At 48.9% G+C, this 17,132-nt stretch carries 17 protein-coding genes; 13 read left to right on the top strand and 4 right to left on the bottom strand.

What is annotated here, in order from left to right; genetic code table 11:
- Positions 1 to 146: 146 nt before the first annotated feature.
- The 10 genes from TCA2_RS09575 (at position 147) to TCA2_RS09530 (ending at position 10,128) form a co-directional block, all read left to right on the top strand.
- Complete coding sequence (locus tag TCA2_RS09575) at positions 147 to 1,154, top strand: ABC transporter substrate-binding protein (RefSeq protein ID WP_047911635.1); 1,008 nt, start codon at positions 147 to 149, stop codon at positions 1,152 to 1,154.
- Positions 1,155 to 1,181: 27 nt separating this feature from the next.
- On the top strand, positions 1,182 to 1,475 hold the full coding sequence (locus tag TCA2_RS09570; RefSeq protein WP_047911380.1) for an MTH1187 family thiamine-binding protein: 294 nt from the start codon (positions 1,182 to 1,184) through the stop codon (positions 1,473 to 1,475).
- Positions 1,472 to 2,245, top strand: coding sequence for an ABC transporter permease (locus TCA2_RS09565; protein ID WP_047911379.1), 774 nt, complete (start codon positions 1,472 to 1,474; stop codon positions 2,243 to 2,245). The genes TCA2_RS09570 and TCA2_RS09565 overlap by 4 nt, the downstream gene beginning before the upstream one ends.
- Before the next feature lie 50 nt (positions 2,246 to 2,295).
- On the top strand, positions 2,296 to 3,117 hold the full coding sequence (locus tag TCA2_RS09560; protein ID WP_238546334.1) for an ABC transporter ATP-binding protein: 822 nt from the start codon (positions 2,296 to 2,298) through the stop codon (positions 3,115 to 3,117).
- Positions 3,118 to 3,140: 23 nt separating this feature from the next.
- Positions 3,141 to 3,947: a TatD family hydrolase gene (locus tag TCA2_RS09555; RefSeq protein ID WP_047911377.1), complete on the top strand. Its 807-nt coding sequence runs from the start codon at positions 3,141 to 3,143 to the stop codon at positions 3,945 to 3,947.
- A 336-nt stretch (positions 3,948 to 4,283) separates the two neighbouring features.
- Positions 4,284 to 6,053: a sensor histidine kinase gene (locus tag TCA2_RS09550; protein ID WP_047911634.1), complete on the top strand. Its 1,770-nt coding sequence runs from the start codon at positions 4,284 to 4,286 to the stop codon at positions 6,051 to 6,053.
- Positions 6,028 to 6,819, top strand: coding sequence for a response regulator (locus TCA2_RS09545; protein ID WP_047911376.1), 792 nt, complete (start codon positions 6,028 to 6,030; stop codon positions 6,817 to 6,819). Before TCA2_RS09550 ends, TCA2_RS09545 begins: the two co-directional genes overlap by 26 nt.
- 155 nt (positions 6,820 to 6,974) lie before the next feature.
- A complete protein-coding gene (locus tag TCA2_RS09540) occupies positions 6,975 to 8,261 on the top strand; it encodes an ABC transporter substrate-binding protein (protein ID WP_047911375.1) in 1,287 nt (428 codons plus the stop codon).
- Positions 8,262 to 8,354: 93 nt separating this feature from the next.
- Entirely contained in the window at positions 8,355 to 9,236 is an 882-nt protein-coding gene (locus TCA2_RS09535; RefSeq protein ID WP_047911374.1) for a carbohydrate ABC transporter permease, read from the top strand.
- A 13-nt stretch (positions 9,237 to 9,249) separates the two neighbouring features.
- A complete protein-coding gene (locus TCA2_RS09530) occupies positions 9,250 to 10,128 on the top strand; it encodes a carbohydrate ABC transporter permease (RefSeq protein WP_047911373.1) in 879 nt (292 codons plus the stop codon).
- Between the two features lie 98 nt (positions 10,129 to 10,226).
- Here TCA2_RS09530 and TCA2_RS09525 read toward each other — a convergent pair whose 3' ends face one another.
- Positions 10,227 to 11,843, bottom strand: coding sequence for a glycoside hydrolase family 43 protein (locus TCA2_RS09525; protein ID WP_047911372.1), 1,617 nt, complete (start codon positions 11,841 to 11,843; stop codon positions 10,227 to 10,229).
- A 215-nt stretch (positions 11,844 to 12,058) separates the two neighbouring features.
- On the opposite strand from TCA2_RS09525, the gene TCA2_RS09520 reads away from it, so the two are divergent.
- Positions 12,059 to 13,003, top strand: a complete 945-nt coding sequence (locus TCA2_RS09520; protein ID WP_238546333.1) for an AraC family transcriptional regulator — start codon at positions 12,059 to 12,061, stop codon at positions 13,001 to 13,003.
- A gap of 188 nt (positions 13,004 to 13,191) precedes the next feature.
- Here the strand turns inward: TCA2_RS09520 and nfsA are convergent, their stop codons facing one another.
- The 3 genes from nfsA to TCA2_RS09505 all read right to left on the bottom strand — a co-directional run bounded on the left by nfsA (position 13,192) and on the right by TCA2_RS09505 (position 15,153).
- Entirely contained in the window at positions 13,192 to 13,935 is a 744-nt protein-coding gene (gene nfsA / locus TCA2_RS09515; RefSeq protein WP_047911371.1) for an oxygen-insensitive NADPH nitroreductase, read from the bottom strand.
- A 123-nt stretch (positions 13,936 to 14,058) separates the two neighbouring features.
- Entirely contained in the window at positions 14,059 to 14,505 is a 447-nt protein-coding gene (locus TCA2_RS09510) for a DoxX family protein (protein ID WP_047911370.1), read from the bottom strand.
- Between the two features lie 51 nt (positions 14,506 to 14,556).
- Entirely contained in the window at positions 14,557 to 15,153 is a 597-nt protein-coding gene (locus TCA2_RS09505) for a TetR/AcrR family transcriptional regulator (protein ID WP_047911369.1), read from the bottom strand.
- 421 nt (positions 15,154 to 15,574) lie between these two features.
- Between TCA2_RS09505 and TCA2_RS09500 the strand changes: the two genes are divergently transcribed.
- Both TCA2_RS09500 and TCA2_RS09495 read left to right on the top strand, forming a co-directional pair.
- On the top strand, positions 15,575 to 16,132 hold the full coding sequence (locus tag TCA2_RS09500) for an RNA polymerase sigma factor (RefSeq protein WP_338000041.1): 558 nt from the start codon (positions 15,575 to 15,577) through the stop codon (positions 16,130 to 16,132).
- Positions 16,129 to 17,097, top strand: coding sequence for a hypothetical protein (locus TCA2_RS09495; protein WP_047911367.1), 969 nt, complete (start codon positions 16,129 to 16,131; stop codon positions 17,095 to 17,097). The genes TCA2_RS09500 and TCA2_RS09495 overlap by 4 nt, the downstream gene beginning before the upstream one ends.
- Positions 17,098 to 17,132: the final 35 nt, after the last annotated feature.

Here is a 17,132-nt window from a genome sequence, read left to right as displayed (position 1 = left end):
AAGAATGCCATTGCACTCTATCCGATCTCCCTTATCAGTATGGCTATCAAGGTAGCCTCAATTGAACTTATAGGAGTTATTATGGAAATTTCGTCAAGAATAGGGGTAGTTGAAAAGGAGAGAGAAACGTGTACAAAAAGTTAGGAATGTTGTTTCTGGCGGTACTCATGATGATCATTACTGCCTGCGGCAATAACGGCACATCGAATGAGGAATCTGGTGCAGGCTCGGAGGAGCCGGCAGCGAGCGATAGCCTCCGCGACATCAAGGTCGTCCTGGACTGGACGCCAAATACGAATCATACGGGCTTATATGCTGCAGTAAGTCAAGGCTTCTACGAGGAAGAAGGTCTGAATGTCGAGATTATTCAGCCCGGTCAGGCCGGTGCAGATACGATGGTTGCTTCTGGTGAGGTTCCATTTGGCGTAAGCTATCAGGAAGGGGTCACCCAAGCACGGACACAAGGCGTGCCGATCGTATCCATTGCTGCTGTCATTCAGCATAATACTTCCGGCTTTGCAGCTCCTGCCGACCGCAATATTAAATCTCCGAAGGACTTCGAGGGTAAAACCTATGGAGGATGGGGCAACCCGATTGACTCAGCGGTTCTGGATACAATTATGGGTCTTGAAGGTGCGGATGTAAGCAAAGTGAACAATGTAAACATGGGAGATGCCGATTTCTTCACCGCAACGAAGCGAGACATCGATTTTGCCTGGATCTTCTACGCCTGGACGGGTATTGAAGCCGAGCTTCGCGGGGAACCGATCGATATGTTCTACGTTAAGGACTATTCCGAGAAGCTGGATTACTATACACCTGTACTTATTACGAATGAGGCGACCATTGACGAGGATCCGGAGCTGGTCAAAGCCTTCATGCGCGCAACGACCAAAGGCTATGAATATACAATTAATCATCCAGAGGAAGCCGCAGCGATACTCAGCGAGGCCGTGCCTGACCTCGACAAGGAGCTCGTGCTTGAGAGTCAGAAATGGCTCAGTCCGAAATATCAGGATGACGCCGCTCGCTGGGGCGAGCAAAAGGCAGAGGTATGGCAGAACTATTCCGACTGGATGGCTCAGCACGAGCTGCTGGACCAGCCGCTGGATGTCGAGAAAGCTTTTACGAATGAATTTCTGCCACAACAATAATTACTAAAGAAAGCGTTGGTGACCCATATGGCTCAAACATTGCTAAGTATTCAAGTCATTCCGAAGACACCTAATGGAGAAGATTCGATCCCTTATGTAGACCGTGCCATTGAAGTGATACAGCAATCCGGGGTGAAATATCAGGTTCATCCCCTTGAAACGACGCTGGAGGGCGAGCTTCCTGAGCTGCTCCAAATTGTGCAGAGAGTTCATGAGGTACTCATTGAGGCTGGCAGCCCGAGCATTATTTCACAAATCAAGATTGCCCATTACCCAAGCGGAATCAGCATGGAAGGACTAACGGAGAAGTATCCATCATGAAGCGTGTTGTAAGAAATGTGCTGCCGCCTGTTGCGGCGGTCATCCTCTTTTTGGCGGTATGGCAAATAGCCGTGCCGCTTTTTCACATTGAGAAGTGGATTCTGCCAAGTCCTGTTGATATTACCCGTGAAGCAGCTGCACAAGCTGCAAGTCTTACTGAACATACTTGGGCGACTGTACAGCTTACTCTGCTCGGCTTCGGCATCGGCGCTGCGATCGGTCTTCTGACAGCCATGGTGCTGCATCTGGTTCCATTTATGAAAACGGCCCTGTATCCACTACTCATCCTTAGCCAGAATATACCGACGATCGCACTCGCCCCGCTTCTGATGATCTGGTTCGGATTTGGTCTGCTGCCCAAGATCATTGTGATTACACTCGTCTGCTTCTTTCCGATCGCAGTATCTGCTATGGACGGACTGATGCAAACAGACCGCGCGATGCTGAGCTACATGAGAATGGCCGGAGCCAGCAAGGGGCAGATCTTTCGCAAGCTGGAGGTGCCTCACGCGCTCCCATCCATTTTCTCAGGACTCAAAATCGCAGCAACCTACAGCGTCATGGGTGCAGTCATTGCCGAATGGATCGGGACAGACAAGGGTATCGGCTATTATATGATGCTGCAAAAATCAGCCTATCGGACAGACCGGGTATTCGTCGCCATGGCTATTATCGTCCTCTTGAGCCTGCTCCTCTTCGCCATCATCGCTATGCTGGAGAGAGCGCTTATCCGCTATAAGACAGATGATCATAGAAAATCGGGTTCATAAGACGGTTTGAGTCGATGAATCTTATCCAATTACGAAAGGAGGATATCCTAATGCATCCTTTATTAGAAGTGTCAGACATCCGCTTATCATTTCGTCAGAAAAAGCAGCAGCTTCATGTCCTTGATCACATATCACTTACGGTTGGCCAGGGTGAATTCGTCTCGATTATCGGACCCTCGGGCAGCGGAAAGAGCTCTTTATTTCAAATCATTGGCGGACTTATTCAGCCTGATGCAGGAACAATCCGCTTGGACGGAGAAGTGGTAACAGGAACTCGTGGCAATATCAGCTATATGCCACAGCAGCCAGCCCTGCTCCCATGGCGGACCATCGCGGATAACATCAAGCTCGGCAGCGAGGTTGCGCCTGCTAAGTTCCGCAGCAGGCAAGGAGCAGATGATGCACGATCCACGCAGCAATGGATGGCTAAGGCTGGTCTGAGCGGCTTTGAAGATATGTATCCACACAAGCTGTCAGGCGGAATGCAGCAGCGGGCTGCCTTTTTGCGTGCGCTCTTAAGTCCACAGGAGCTTATGCTGCTCGATGAGCCGTTCAGTGCGCTCGATGCACTGACGAGAAGCGAGATGCAGGAGTGGCTGCTCGGGATATGGGAGCAATCGAAGCGTTCGGTGCTATTCATTACGCATAATATTGAAGAAGCGCTTCTGCTGTCAGATCGGATCTATGTATTTTCGAATCGCCCGGCCACCGTACTCCATGAGGTGAAGGTCCCATTTGTCCGACCAAGACAGGAAGTGCTGACAGAGGACCCTCAATTTCTCCGCTTGAAGCGTGAAATATCCGAATGGATGCGGGAGGAAAGACGTAAACAGCCGGTGAATGCCGGCTCTTATCCGCCGAACACGAAGTAAATCACTAGGAGGTGATAAGCGTAATGCAGCAGTCTGAAGAGGATTTAGCGCCTGTCATTGACTCGCATATTCACCTGGATCAGTATGAAGACGAGAAGCAGCCCTTGCGTCTGTCGTTCGCACAGCATCAAGTGGAGGCTGTAATTGCTGTATCCACCCATCTTGTCTCCTGCCAGAGAACAGAGAAATTAGCGGCCTCCTCTCCTTCAGTGATCTATCCTGCGTATGGATATCATCCGGAGCAGCCCGTCCCTTCTGAGTCGGAGCTAACAGCATTATTTGAGTGGATGGAAGAGCATCTGAACCACATGATCGCCGTAGGTGAAGTCGGCCTGCCCTACTACACGAGATTGGAAGCCGAAGCCGATGGTAAGTCTCTGAAGATGCAGCCCTACATCGATATGCTGGACAAGTTCATCGGGTTCGCCAAGAAGCACGATAAGCCCATCATTCTGCATGCCGTTTATGAGGACGCAGACATTGCTGTCGAGCTCTTGGAGTCTCATCGCTATGCCAAAGCGCATTTCCACTGGTTCAAGGGTGCAGAGCACACAGTCATACGCATGGCGAAGAACGGATATTTCATCTCTTTTACACCCGACATCGTATATGAAAAAGAAATTCAGGATCTTGCCAGCATCTATCCCCACGATCAGATTATGGCAGAGACGGATGGCCCTTGGCCTTTTGAAGGCCCTTTTGCCGCGCAGAAGACGCATCCTCGAATGGTAAAGGACGTGATCCGCGCCTGGTGTGATGTTACAGGAATCAAGCTGGAAGCAGCATTTGAGTTATTCTATAACAATACCAAACGCTTCTACGGGATTTAACACCAGGTATGGACAAGCCATGCATCTTACATATCAGCTTCGCCATTCATGCCCCCTGATAATTCAGGGGCTTTTTCAGCTTCATGAGCGGTGATCCCGTACATTTCTTTGTCCATTTCGTTCTCGTAGTTCCCCTTTTCATGCAGCCATTATTTGAACTATTGTCGGAATCGCAGGAAAGAATTAAAATTTGAGAGCAACCAGCATACGGGTACAAGAATTAGCTGAAGAAGTAAACCGTAACATTTCATGCGCTCACTTCAGTCTGATCTTATTCCATTTGCCGCCTTCAAAAATGTAAGCACTTTCATAAAAATGAAAGGAAACGTGGATTATATGTTTGGCTCCCGTTACTTTAATACACTTCGCAACCAAATCTTTATCGGCTCTTTGATCGTTATGCTGCTCGTCCTAGGCTCCATCGCACTTATCGTATACAACCAAATATCTGTCCTGCTGCGGAGTAACGCGGAAAGCCATATTCAGCAAACTGCCGTCCAGGCATCCGGCAAGCTGGATGTCCTTCTGAATCAGATCGAGAACTGGACATCCCAGGTGGCAACCGATGCCACGGTCCAGCATGATCTGGCACTCGAGGCCGCAGGGCAGCACATCAGCTTCTCACAGCGGCAGCAGCTGCAGGAGGAGGTTCGCAAGCTTGAGGCGTACGCCACATCGATTCGTTCTATTGAAATATATACTGCCGATTATCGCAGAATGCTTCCTCTTGATGATGCTGCGCTTGATGATCGTGTGCCTGCAGGCTGGATCACGAGGGCAGATGCAGCTGAAGGACGCCTTGTATGGTTTGGTATTGATCCCAGGGATTCGGCAAGTGTCGTTGCCATTCGTAATATACGAATTATTAATCAGTCCTATCAGGCGGCAGGATATGTCGTTGTTCGTATTGATAAGAGCTTCTTCCAGCTTGCAGATAATGACTCCGGGAAGCTCGAATTCTTGAATTTGTTTGATCATGAAGGGAAGCCGATCTCCCTTGCAGCCATGCCAGGTGTAAGTCCGGATATCCATCTGCGGGAGCTTCAGTCCTCTGTAGAGCTGGATGGTGAGCCGTACATCACGGTGGAACGACAATCCGAGAAAACTGGCTGGAATCTCGTCATCTTGTCTCCTGCCAATTACCAGGCAGAGGGAATCAGTCTATTACTCACCGTGATGATTATTTCTGTTATTGGCGGGGCATTGCTGTTCGTCATCCTCTCCTTCTTCCTGTCGACGATGATTACACAGCCCATTCTGAATATGATTAAAGTGATGAGGACCTCTAAATTCGGCACGCTCAAACCTAGTAAGGTCACTTCCGCTACGCTGGAAATCCAAGAGCTGAGTAACACATACAATCAGATGGCGGATCGGATGAATGAGCTTGTTGAGGTCGTATATCAGAAGGAGATTCTGCAGAGCCGCACGGAGCTCAAAGCACTTCAATCCCAAATTAATCCACACTTCCTGTTTAATACACTGGAGGCACTTTACTGGGCTCTCGATGAAAAAGGGGAGGAAGAGCTTGGTGAGGTCGTCATTGCGATGTCCGGTCTGTTCCGGTATGTCATCAGCCGGGGCGATGATGACGAGTGGGTAACGATGGATGATGAGCTCAGCCATGTAGAACGTTATCTAACGATTATGGATATCCGCATGGGAGACAGACTCTCCTGGAGGATCACTTGTGCCGAATCCATGAGATCTGTGCCGATCCCCAAGCTGCTGATCCAGCCGCTCGTGGAGAATGCCATTCTTCATGGACTGGAACAGCAGGTCGGTGCCGGAAGCATTGAAGTTCTCGTTGCACCCTCCGACCGTGCGGGTTATATCGATGTCATGATCAAGGACAGCGGCCCCGGCATGAGTGAGGCGAAGCTTCGTTCTCTGTACACAGCTATGGAGGAGGGCCATTCTGCTTCCTCTAAGGGAACGGGCATCGGTATTGCCAACATCTACAGGAGATTAAAGCTCAGCTACAACCGGGAAGGAAGCGGACTCCACATAGCCAGCGATTTAGGCAAAGGCACCGTTGTTAAGATGACGATACCCAATGAACCAGGAGGTACTTTTTATCATGAAAAAGATACTTATCGTGGATGATGAGCCCAGAACGAGAGAAGGGATTCGCAAAACACTGGAATCCTGGTCTTCCGGACAGCATGAGATCGAGACTTCAGCCAGTGCGGTGGAAGCCCTCGAGCGACTAAGGATCAATAACGCGCATCTCGTTATTACGGATATTCGTATGCCTGAGATCAGCGGACTCGATCTGATTGAGCAGATTCACGACTCCCCCGTTCCACCCGTTGTCATTGTCATCTCAGGTCATGCTGAATTTGACTATGCACAGCGAGCGCTGAAATATGGTGTGGTGGAATATTTGCTCAAGCCGATCGACAAGAAGAAGCTGGTTTCTGCTGCAGAGCTTGCTCTTCAGCGTTATGAGGATCAGAACCAGGTTAAGAAGATGAAGAAGCTCGTCGATCCGAAACTGATGGCTACCACGCAGGAAGAGCGCAAGTACAGCCTCCCTGTCCAGGAAGCGATCGATTATCTGGAGCAGCATTTGCATAAGCCTGTCTCCTTGCGAGATCTATCTGAGGTGCTCCACATGAACACAAGCTACCTGAGCGCCTTATTCAAGGAACAGACCGGGCTTACATTCAGTGATTATCTGACACGCAAGAGGCTTCAGCGGGCCAAGGAGCTGCTGCTAAATACCAGGCACTCTATCAATGAAATATCAGAGATGGTCGGATACCAGACTCCTAAATATTTTGTGAAAGTGTTTCGAACCGCCGAAAATGTAAGCCCAGGGAGATACAGACAGCACATGCTGGAGGGCTCAGAGGAAAAGATCCAATAAAAGTGGTATTTAACCTAAAACCTGTTACGTTATGCGCTTACAAAAGCTTTGCTACAATTCAACATAGAGACAAATAAAGCGGTTTCAATAACCGACTTAGATCATAAAGCAAAGGGGATGTAAACGTGTTTAAGACAAAAAAGAAGTGGTCATTCATGGCTGTGACTCTCTGCTGTGCTATTGCACTTGCAGGCTGTGGAAACAGTGAATCCGGCGGTAGTGCAGAAGGATCCGATGGCGGCAATAAAACAACGATTAATTTCATGCACTTGTGGCCGGAGGGCGTGTCCGCCGGACAGAACAAGATCGTAAATCAAATCATAGAAGATTACCAGACAGAGAACCCGGATGTCACCATCAAGACAGAGGTTCTCGATAACGAGCAATACAAGAATAAGCTTAAGGTCCTCTCTGCTTCCAATGAATTACCCGATGTCGGTATTACGTGGGCAGCAGGCTTCATGACACCTTACGTTGAAGGCGGATTGTTTACCCCTATTGATGATCTGCTCGGCGGTGAGCTGAACGGCAAATTCGTAGAAGGAACGACCGAAGCCTTCAACATTGACGGCAAGACGTACGGACTTCCACTCGAGTTTAATATTACACCTGTGTTCTATAACAAAGCGATCTTTGAACAGTATGGACTCGAGACTCCGCAAACCTATGAAGAACTAAAGGCAGTCATTTCGACTCTTACCGAAAACGGAGTAGCTCCGATTGCGCTGGGGAATAAGGACCGCTGGACTGGGTCACTAATTTATATGTTCCTTGCTGAACGCTTCGGCGGACAAGAAGCACTCGCCAGCGCCATTAATGGAGAAGGCTCCTTCACAGATGAAGGCCTGACAAAAGCAGCGGCAGAAGTACAGTCCCTTGTAGACAGCAATGCATTTATCAAAGGCTTTAACGGGCTGTCCAATGAAGAAGCCAAATCGGAGTTCCTGAACGGCAATGCAGCCATGTACATCATGAGCACATGGGAGCTTCCTAACTTTACGACGAATGAAGAAATTCCACAGGAATTCCGCGACAGCGTTGGATTCTTCAAGTTTCCTGAAGCCGAAGGCGGTAAAGGAAATGTAGACAGCTGGGTTGGCGGCCCTGGGGTTGGACTCTTCGTATCGGAGAATTCCGAAGTCAAGGATGAAGCGAAGATGTTCGTTGAATACTTTGTATCCCAATGGGGCGAGCAATCCGTAACTGGAGCAGGTGTTATTCCTGCAACCAAGGTAGACACAGCATCACTAGAGCTTCCTCAGCTGTATATCGACCTGTTCAATGAAATGAACAAAGCAACCAGCATCACCTTGTATGCCGATGTGCAGATGCAGGCATCTGCCGCAGAGACGCATCTGAATCAAATCCAGGCATTGTTCGGCAAGGCCGTGACTCCTGAAGTATTCGCGGAAGAGCATGACAAAGCCATTTCCGGAAACTAACCAAACACAGCTTAGAATAATCACATAACAGGTGAACTGGCCCGGTCCTGTACCGGGTCAGCTCGTTATATAACGGAAAGGAGTTTGATTCCTATGGACAAAGTGATGTCTAACAAGAAAATCATTGCACTGTACGTGCTTCCAGCCCTGCTGCTGATCTTGACACTTGTATATATTCCAATCATCTTGACGGGCTATTATGGTCTGCATGAATGGAACGGCATTGGTGCCATGAAATTTATTGGGTTCGATAATTATGCTAATCTGCTTCAGGATAAAACGTTTTGGGACAGTGCCTGGCACTCCCTGCTGCTTGCGATCTTCTCCGGCCTGAGTCTTCTTATCTACTTGGCTGTAGCGATGGTCGTTGCAGGACGCATCAAAGGAGCCAATCTCTTCCGCAAAATTTATCTTGTGCCGATGCTCCTGTCCTCTGTTGCAATCGCACAGCTATGGCTTCGGATGTACCATCCAACAAACGGTGTCATTAACAGCTTCTTAACCTCTATAGGCATTGATAACCCTCCTGCATGGCTGGCGGAGCCTTCACTAGTGCTGATTGCGCTCTTCATTCCGATTCTGTGGCAGTATGCAGGTTTCTATATTTTGATCTACTACTCTGCACTGAAGAATATCCCTACTTCACTTGAAGAAGCGGCCAAGATTGACGGTGCTACCGGAATTCAGATTGCGCTGAGAATCAAGCTTCCGCTCATTATGGAAGTGATCAAGGTTACCATCGTGCTTTCTCTTGTCGGTTCCCTTAAATATTTCGACTTGATCTACGTCATGACAGGCGGCGGACCCAATGGCTCTAGTGAAGTTATGGCCTCCTATATGTACAGTGAGGCGTTCAAATCCTACGACTTCGGCTACGGCAGTGCCATCGGCTTCTTCCTGCTCATTATCTGTCTTGTCGTGACCTGGATCATTCGTAAGCTGACAGCGACGAAAGATACGATTCAATACTCATAAGGAGGTAACCTTCATGATGCACACATCTGCTCAGATCGGTGGTACCGTAAAGTCCGGGTCCAGCATACTGAGAAAAATCGGCTATGCGCTGCTGTACATTATTCTCATCGGCGTGGCCGCATTTCAGCTGTTCCCGCTGCTATGGCTGCTGCTCTTCTCGCTTAAAAATAATCAGGAGGTCTTCAACCTGCCTCCCCTATCCCTCCCGCAGAATCCGAAGTGGGAGAACTACGCAAAGGTATGGAATTCAGGTAATATTGATGTATACTTCTTCAACAGTGTATGGATAACGGTTGCGGCAACGGTCATCACCGTCGTGCTTGGAAGCCTGGTGACCTTCGCGATTACACGGATGAAATGGAAAGGCAGCTCTCTTGTGCTCGGCCTGTTCATGGTTGCCATGATGATTCCCGTTCACTCCACGCTGATTCCTTTGTTCAGCATGTTCAACAAGGTTGGTCTGACCGATCATCCGCTGTCACTCGTGCTCTCCTATGTTGCATTTAATATGCCGATTACCATCATGATTCTGTTAGGCTTCTACTATGCGCTGCCTAAGGAAGTGGAAGAGGCTGCGATCATTGACGGCTGCAGTGTGAACCGCATGTTCTTCCGCATTGTACTGCCAATGACAAGCTCGGTTATTGCAACGACAGGTATTATTAACATGATCTATAACTGGAATGAATTCATCTTCGTCAACACGTTTATCAGCTCAGATCATTACAAGACGCTTACGGTAGGCGTGCAGAATTTCATTGGACAATATACGACAGATTGGGGAGCCATCGGCGCAACGCTGATGATCAGCATTCTGCCCATCCTCGTAGCCTATATGTTCCTTAGCGACCGGATCGTGGAAGGTATGGCGGCAGGAGCAGTAAAAGGTTAACGATGAGTTTTAAAAAAAGCTCCGAACCCTTCCGCATGGTGTTCATCCCATGCGAGGTGTTCGGAGCTTTTTATATGAATACAATCTAACTGAAGATATTATGAAATGGATTCACTCTTATAGATAAAGTAATCAAAATCAGCTGGCAGGCTCTGTCCAGAGGTATCCTGGCTGCGCATGCCGACGAACGCTCCTGTGAAGAAGCCGCCGCCCTGAATGTAATCATCAGACAGCTTATGAGATTGGAACTGCACCGGAATGGTCTTCCAGTCCTCTCCATCCCAAGAATAGGAATACTCATAAACGTCATATTTAACATCTACACGCAGGTATACGTATTCTACCTCATCTGGAATGACAATTTCATTCCCCTGCAAAGGCTGGGAGAAGGAGAAGTTATCGCAAGCGACCAGCTCGAGGATTCTTCCCTTCTCCTCGTTCCACGTGATCTGGCAGGAAGTCCAGTTCTGTGTATTGTAATAGTTGCTGAGTCCTGCAGACTGCTGGAATGTCGTCGGATTAAATGCCACCTTGGTCTCTGCCGTGAACCGGAAGTGCTGCCAGCGTCTCGCGATAAATGCCTGTGTGAACTTCGATGAGAACGACTCTTTGCCGTACAGTCTTAAATGTCCCGGACGATCTGTGAGTGACATAATCTCACTTCCGAGCGGAATCCGCAGGCTTTGGAAATGCAGGTTCAGCACTTCGCTGTCAAAATCGTCCTTCTCCGGGAAGTCCGGACCCCAAATGACCTCTTCCATATTCGGCCCTTCAATCTGAAGCGAAGGCTGGTTGCCGCCGACTACGTAAGGCCATCCATCTCTCCATTCGAGACGCTGAATCGCCGTTTCGCGGCCGAGCGGACAGTATCCTCTTGGATCAAGCAGCGGTTGTCCTTCTCTCGAGAGTGGTCTACCGGTCAGATGCACCAGGAACCATTCATCTGTATGGGTATGCACGATCGAGGAATGTCCTGCCTTCTGCAAAGGGTTGCGCGGATGAGCAAAGGAAGATATAAGCGGGTTCTCTGGATGCACCTCATAAGGACCACGCAGGTTTTTGGAACGCGCAAGTGTCGAGCAGTGATCATACTTCGTTCCGCCTTCTGCCGTGAGCAGGAAGTAAGTGCCGTCAATTTTATATAAATGCGGAGCTTCCGTCAGCTTAATATCCGTTCCCTTAAAAATGATCTCCGATTTGCCAACGAGCTTCTGCTGCTCAGGATCATATTCTTGAAGCGCAATACCATAAAAAGGATGATGTCCGATCCGCTGATCCCATACCATGTTAACCAGATACTTCTTGCCATCCTCATCATGGAACAAGGAAGGGTCGAATCCGGAGCTGTTCAGATAGATCGGCTCAGACCATTCTCCGTCAATCGTGTCACAGGTTACCAAGTAGTTATGGGAATCCTTCCACTGTCCCTCTGTCACTTTGACATCGGTGTAGATGAGCCAGAACTTGTCATCATGATAAGATAATGCTGGTGCCCATATCCCGCCCGAGTCGGGATTACCCATCATATTCAGCTGGCTCAGGCGATTAAGGGGTCTTGATACAAGTCTCCAATTCTTAAGATCTCTTGAATGATAGATTCCCACACCAGGGAACCACTCGAACGTTGATACGGCAATATAATAGTCATCCCCAGCACGGCAAATGCTTGGGTCCGGGTTAAATCCCGTCAAGATCGGGTTCTGGATTGTAGCCATCGATTATGCTCCTTCACATTACGGTCCATGCTGTTGTTTCAATAGATTTCATTTACCCAACTTATTCAGCATGATATGCCCCGTATATTTTTAGTAGTATGCTATAATCATAGCAAGGTTCAATACGTTTACCCATATCCAGAAGAAGTCACAATTTATCCAAATCGAGCAAATAAAATTCAGATCATGAAGAAGGCTAAGAAGGTGAATCCAGCGTGAACAATAGCAACGAACGTAAAAATGAACAGGCCCATCATCGGCTCAAGTTTCCGGCGGCAGAGCTTGGTCAGGACGAGCACAAGCGTACGGAATTTATGCTGCCTGATATGAATTCTACATTTCGTGTCTTTGCTGCCCATTATCGCACCGTAGACTCCGATTGGAGCTACCCTGCTCACACACATCCCTTTTTCGAGGTGAATCTCGTTCTGTCGGGTTCACAGCGCATGAAGGCAAACGGGCAGCCTTACCTGCAGCAGCCTGGCGACTTGATGCTGCTCATTCCTGGTGAGGAGCATGAGAGCTATGCAGCTTCTGCACAGGGAATGACCTATTACTGTATTCATTTTGACGTGGATGAGCCTGCATTCAGAGAGCTGCTATGTGCCCGAAGCGGTCCTTTCTTTGATTCGGGAAGTGAACTCAGCAAGCAGATCCGGCCTGCACTGGACAAGCTTATTATGCTTACCCTGGATGAAGCGGGTGTGCGTGTACAATCACGAATGATGATCCTCTCGGCCTTGTTCGAGCTGTTTGGAGCACTCAGTCATGTACTGTCCCAGGAAGAACACAGTACGCCTTCACAGATTAACCCGACTGCATCTTATGTGGCCTCCAGACTGGAACAGATGGTAGGAGATATTGAGAATGAGGATGGGGATGCCTTGGCGCATGATACCGTGGAGTCCATCGCTCAGGAGGTTGGCTATAGCACATCGTCGGTGAATCGGATGTTTTCCCGTGCGTTTGGCTTATCGCCAAGACAGTATATGTCCATGTTAATTCTTAAGAAAGCCAAGCTGCTGCTAATGGATCCCGATCTGTCCATTGAGGAGATCTCGATGAAGCTGGGATATAAGAACATCGCTCACTTCAGCAGACAATATAAGCGGTGGACGGATGAATCACCGAGCCAGTTCCGGGGTAGATTTCATAAATAGGATATGGAATGGCTTACCAAGCATATCAACGAGTAGTAAGTGGAATAACAACAACGCAGAATTATTCATCATAAAAAAAGACACTGTCCGTTTTAAGCAGGGACAGTGTCTTTATCTCGCCTGTATAAACTTACTAATCTGTATGGTTCATTATCGCGATCGCGGACTTCTCCTTTTATGAAGATCACTTAACGCTTCATGAAGCCCTTATCTTCAAGGAACGGCTTCAGCTGCAGCCGCGCAGGCTGAGTCAGACGCTTCGCCATCATTTCAGACCAGGTTGCAGTCTGCTTACCGGAGGAACGTTCCTGCATATACGACGATAGTGTCTTGTCGTATTCCTTGACCTGTACCATAGTCTCTTCATGGTCATATCCGTTCTTGTGAAGCACTGCAGGCAATGGCAGGCGCGGCCGAAGCAGAGGCTCTTGATCCGGAACACCAAGGCACATACCGAACACAGGGGATACAAGCTCCGGCAGACCCAGCAGCTCTGCAACCTCGGCAATTTGATTGCGAATGCCTCCAATATACACGATACCGAGACCGAGTGACTCTGCTGCAATCGCTGCATTTTGTGCGGCAAGCGCGACGTCAATCGTCGCTACCGTATAATTCTCCGTCGTATCCTCATAAGTCTCTTCGCCAGCTGCCTCCGAAGCGGCTGCTTCGCGAAGCCGGTACAGATCTGCGCACCAGACCAGGAAGACTGGGCATTCCTGAATATAGGCCTGGTTGCCGGCACGGGAAGCCAGCTCATTTTTCAAGCCTGGATCTGTGACGGCGATAACGCTGTAGGCTTGCACATTACTGGATGAAGAAGCCATCTGAGCCGCAGCAATGATCGTGTTAAGCTGCTCATCGGTGACGGGTTCATTTTTGTATTTGCGGATCGAACGATGATTCATTAACAGGTTAATCGTATCATTCACGACGTCTTTCACTCCGTTTTCTATATAAATTTTCATAGGCGATGGTTACGTCTATAAGTCTACTCTCATGCTGGGACCCTTTCAAGTTAACCGTCCCCGATATAAATGCGCTCATCACAAGGATTATACTATTCCCGGTGCGGACAAAAGAATGGCGGCAATAAACACCAGCTGGAGCACTGTTCGGACAGGCAGTGTTGGAACGGGCAAACCGCCAATCGTTAGCCTCTCATTCGCAGCCTTCATGTTGGCGGGGAACATGGCGACCAAGAGTACCACCAAGCAAACCGCCGCTAGTGTAGAGAGAGCGGGAATTACGAGTCCAATTGCACCTGCGATTTCCAGCAATCCGGTAACTGTCACTACCCACTCCGGCTGTGGCACCCAGCTTGGCACCATCCTCACTAGATCGCCACGCTTGCTCCCCCAATGGGCAGAAGCCGCGAGCAGAAGCATGATGCCGGATGCTGCCTGAAGGGCAGGCTGCCAGCTGTCGAAGTACTCCCACCCTGCCCATCCTAAACATCTCAAGACGATGAATGAAACAATAAGAGCATAAAACGGTATCATACCCAGCTCCACTCCTTTTCATGAATCGTATCCATTGATAGTTACCAACAGCTAATCCCTTTTCAACATGCTCTGGATCAACGATGTAAAATCATCCGCTCTGAACAATCCCGGAGCAATTCCCGGAATAGACGACCGCAGTCGTTGGCCAAGCGAAATAAGAACCAGCAGCTCTGCCATCCGGTTGGCATCGACCGAATCGTGAATGACACCTGCCTGCTGTCCAGTTACAATCCACTCCCGGGAATAGCGGAATGTCTGCTCATAAAAAGTCTGCAGCACCTCCGCAACCGCCGGCTCCTGCTCCTTGCCCAGCAAATACATCAGAATTTGATTTGTTACGTTCTTTCCGTCCTCGAGTGCAGGAAAGCTTTCCGCTATGCGGCTCATCGGCCCATCAAACGTCTTCCCCCGCTCCTCCACTTCAGCCTCAAAACGGGCATGTGTTTCGGCCACAGCCTCTTGGAGAACCATTGCAAAAATTTCATCCTTCGTTTTTACATAATGGAAAATCGCCCCCTTGGATAACTGTGAACGCTCCATGATGTCCTTCATTTTAATCGTCTGACACCCTTGCTCACGCACAAGCTCCTTCGTTGCCTCCAGCAGATTCCTAACCGTTTGTCGTTTCCGTTCCTCCTGCTTCACTGGCTTCCTCCCAATCGTTTTACTGTAATAATTTGGTTGTAACCTCATTATAAAAACCGACCATCGGTTTGTAAACTGTTTTTTTCATGCCAGTGTACATTTGCTTTTTTCATGGATGTTATCTCCCTTCTTCATGTATCTTCCGATATGCTTATCCGATTTTTAATATTAGAATGAACATTGTTGATCAGCTTGAATCAGTCGCCCGTTGTATGCTGCCTCCCTTGAGGAGAGGCAGCTTACAACCGAAGGTACCCTCACACCCCAGCGAGTGTTTGCATGCAGAGCGACTTTTGGCTTTGGATGCTCCTGTTTTCTCTTCGTAGGAATTGCTTCGCATCCAAAACAACCCGGAGTGTGGCTGGCAATACAGGTGCGCCCGGAACTTTTTGCGCGATCCCTAAGTCTAATGGTAAGAGAGGTGACGCACTTGGACTCAGATCATCAGATTTTATATAAACTCATGGACGAGTATGGCAACGACGTCTGGAATTACGCCTATTTTTTGACGGGGAACCGGGATCACGCAGATGAGATCTCCCAAGAGGTCTTTATTAAGGTCTATCAGGGGCTGCATACTTTTCGCGGAGACGCCTCTAGGAAGACATGGCTGTTTACGATTACAAGAAATACCGCTTTCTCCTATCGAAGATCCCGTTTCTTCAAGCAGGGCCTGCTTGGCGGCCGGGTCTCCTCATTGGATTATCCGGTGGAAGGCAGCAGCGCCGCAAAATACAGTACAAGCACCTCACCTTCTGCCGAGACAGAGGTATTGGAACAGCAGTACGCTGATGCGATATGGGACATCATTATGGAGCTTCCCGACAAATTCAGGGAGGTTCTTGTGCTCTCATTAAAATACGACATGAAAATAAAAGAGATCGCAGAGCTCCTGAACGTCTCGGAAGGCACCGTGAAATCCAGGCTGTCCCGCGCCAAACTGAAGGCGCAAAAAGAATTAAGGAGGCTCGAAGAATGACCGATCAACATGAAGACTGGCAGGAGCGATTGAAGAAGGGGCCTTTTACAGAGGAGCCTTTTACAGAAGACCATAAGCAGCGAGTCATCCAAACGGTACAGAATCTGACTCCACATCATTCTCAGCATAAGCCACGCCCTTGGCAGTGGAAACGCATGCTGCTCACTGTTGGTATCAGCGGAGCGGTGCTTGCTTCTATATGGTGGCTTGTACCTAATCGTGCGATGAACGAGAACATAGCGAGCTTATCGGATGAAGCAGCTGAGACCAGCCACACCGAATTCATGAGTGCTGAGATCGATTCGTCCCCTAATCAGAAAAACAACGATAATCCCAGTCCAGGACGGAACTCTCCCACCTCAACTCAGGAGCAATCTACCCAGCAAGGAGAGGCGGCTGCCGAGGCGGAGGACAGCTCCGTCAGTACGTCAGAGAATGTGGAGGAGGAGCTTACGACACAGCAGGACTCAGCAACAGACACATCCGGTTCTTCCTTGAGCTTGGCTGCCTCCTATCCCAGCTTCGAGACGCTCTTGGCCGATTCCGAGCTGGCTGCCGAGATTGAAGTGCTGAATACCCAATCAGACCCTTATATAATCGAAATCAAAGACATACTTTACTCAACAACCGGGGTTACACCCGGTGAGAAGATCGATCTGAATTATGCTGGTGTTACGCAAAGGAATGAGAACACACACGCTGAAGACAGCTACAATCCCCCGTTATCGAGCGGAGACCATGCTATTATGTTCTTAAAGAAAAGCGGGGATTCAGATTCTTATCACATCGCTGGGGTCTATCAGGGAAATTACATGATTCAGCAGGGTAAAGTATCCTCTGTTGGAGAGCGACCAAGTGCAGAGGAGCTGGAGCTTGTGCGGAAAGACAGCGGTACCTCACGATTCGTCATGGATATGGAATTAACGAAATTTAAAGAAATGCTCCGAACCATTGCCAAGAAGTGAAGCACTGAACTGGGCAGCTCTTTATGAATTCACTA

It is taken from the genome of Paenibacillus sp. TCA20, from assembly GCF_000732325.1.
Lineage (GTDB): Bacteria > Bacillota > Bacilli > Paenibacillales > Paenibacillaceae > Paenibacillus > Paenibacillus urinalis.
The sequence above is the reverse complement of the archived record's forward strand: the minus strand, read 5'-3'. Positions and strand labels throughout refer to the sequence as shown.

What these genes read in the sequence shown, in the direction of transcription:
- TCA2_RS09575 (WP_047911635.1), top strand. Translation starts at nt 147, where the DNA reads ATGTTGTTTCTGGCGGTACTCATGATGATCATTACTGCCTGCGGCAAT.
- TCA2_RS09560 (WP_238546334.1), top strand. Translation starts at nt 2,296, where the DNA reads ATGCATCCTTTATTAGAAGTGTCAGACATCCGCTTATCATTTCGTCAG.
- TCA2_RS09545 (WP_047911376.1), top strand. Translation starts at nt 6,028, where the DNA reads ATGAAAAAGATACTTATCGTGGATGATGAGCCCAGAACGAGAGAAGGG.
- TCA2_RS09555 (WP_047911377.1), top strand. Translation starts at nt 3,141, where the DNA reads ATGCAGCAGTCTGAAGAGGATTTAGCGCCTGTCATTGACTCGCATATT.
- TCA2_RS09565 (WP_047911379.1), top strand. Translation starts at nt 1,472, where the DNA reads ATGAAGCGTGTTGTAAGAAATGTGCTGCCGCCTGTTGCGGCGGTCATC.
- TCA2_RS09495 (WP_047911367.1), top strand. Translation starts at nt 16,129, where the DNA reads ATGACCGATCAACATGAAGACTGGCAGGAGCGATTGAAGAAGGGGCCT.
- TCA2_RS09550 (WP_047911634.1), top strand. Translation starts at nt 4,284, where the DNA reads ATGTTTGGCTCCCGTTACTTTAATACACTTCGCAACCAAATCTTTATC.
- TCA2_RS09570 (WP_047911380.1), top strand. Translation starts at nt 1,182, where the DNA reads ATGGCTCAAACATTGCTAAGTATTCAAGTCATTCCGAAGACACCTAAT.
- TCA2_RS09540 (WP_047911375.1), top strand. Translation starts at nt 6,975, where the DNA reads ATGGCTGTGACTCTCTGCTGTGCTATTGCACTTGCAGGCTGTGGAAAC.
- TCA2_RS09535 (WP_047911374.1), top strand. Translation starts at nt 8,355, where the DNA reads ATGGACAAAGTGATGTCTAACAAGAAAATCATTGCACTGTACGTGCTT.
- TCA2_RS09530 (WP_047911373.1), top strand. Translation starts at nt 9,250, where the DNA reads ATGATGCACACATCTGCTCAGATCGGTGGTACCGTAAAGTCCGGGTCC.
- TCA2_RS09510 (WP_047911370.1), bottom strand. Translation starts at nt 14,505, where the DNA reads ATGATACCGTTTTATGCTCTTATTGTTTCATTCATCGTCTTGAGATGT.
- TCA2_RS09525 (WP_047911372.1), bottom strand. Translation starts at nt 11,843, where the DNA reads ATGGCTACAATCCAGAACCCGATCTTGACGGGATTTAACCCGGACCCA.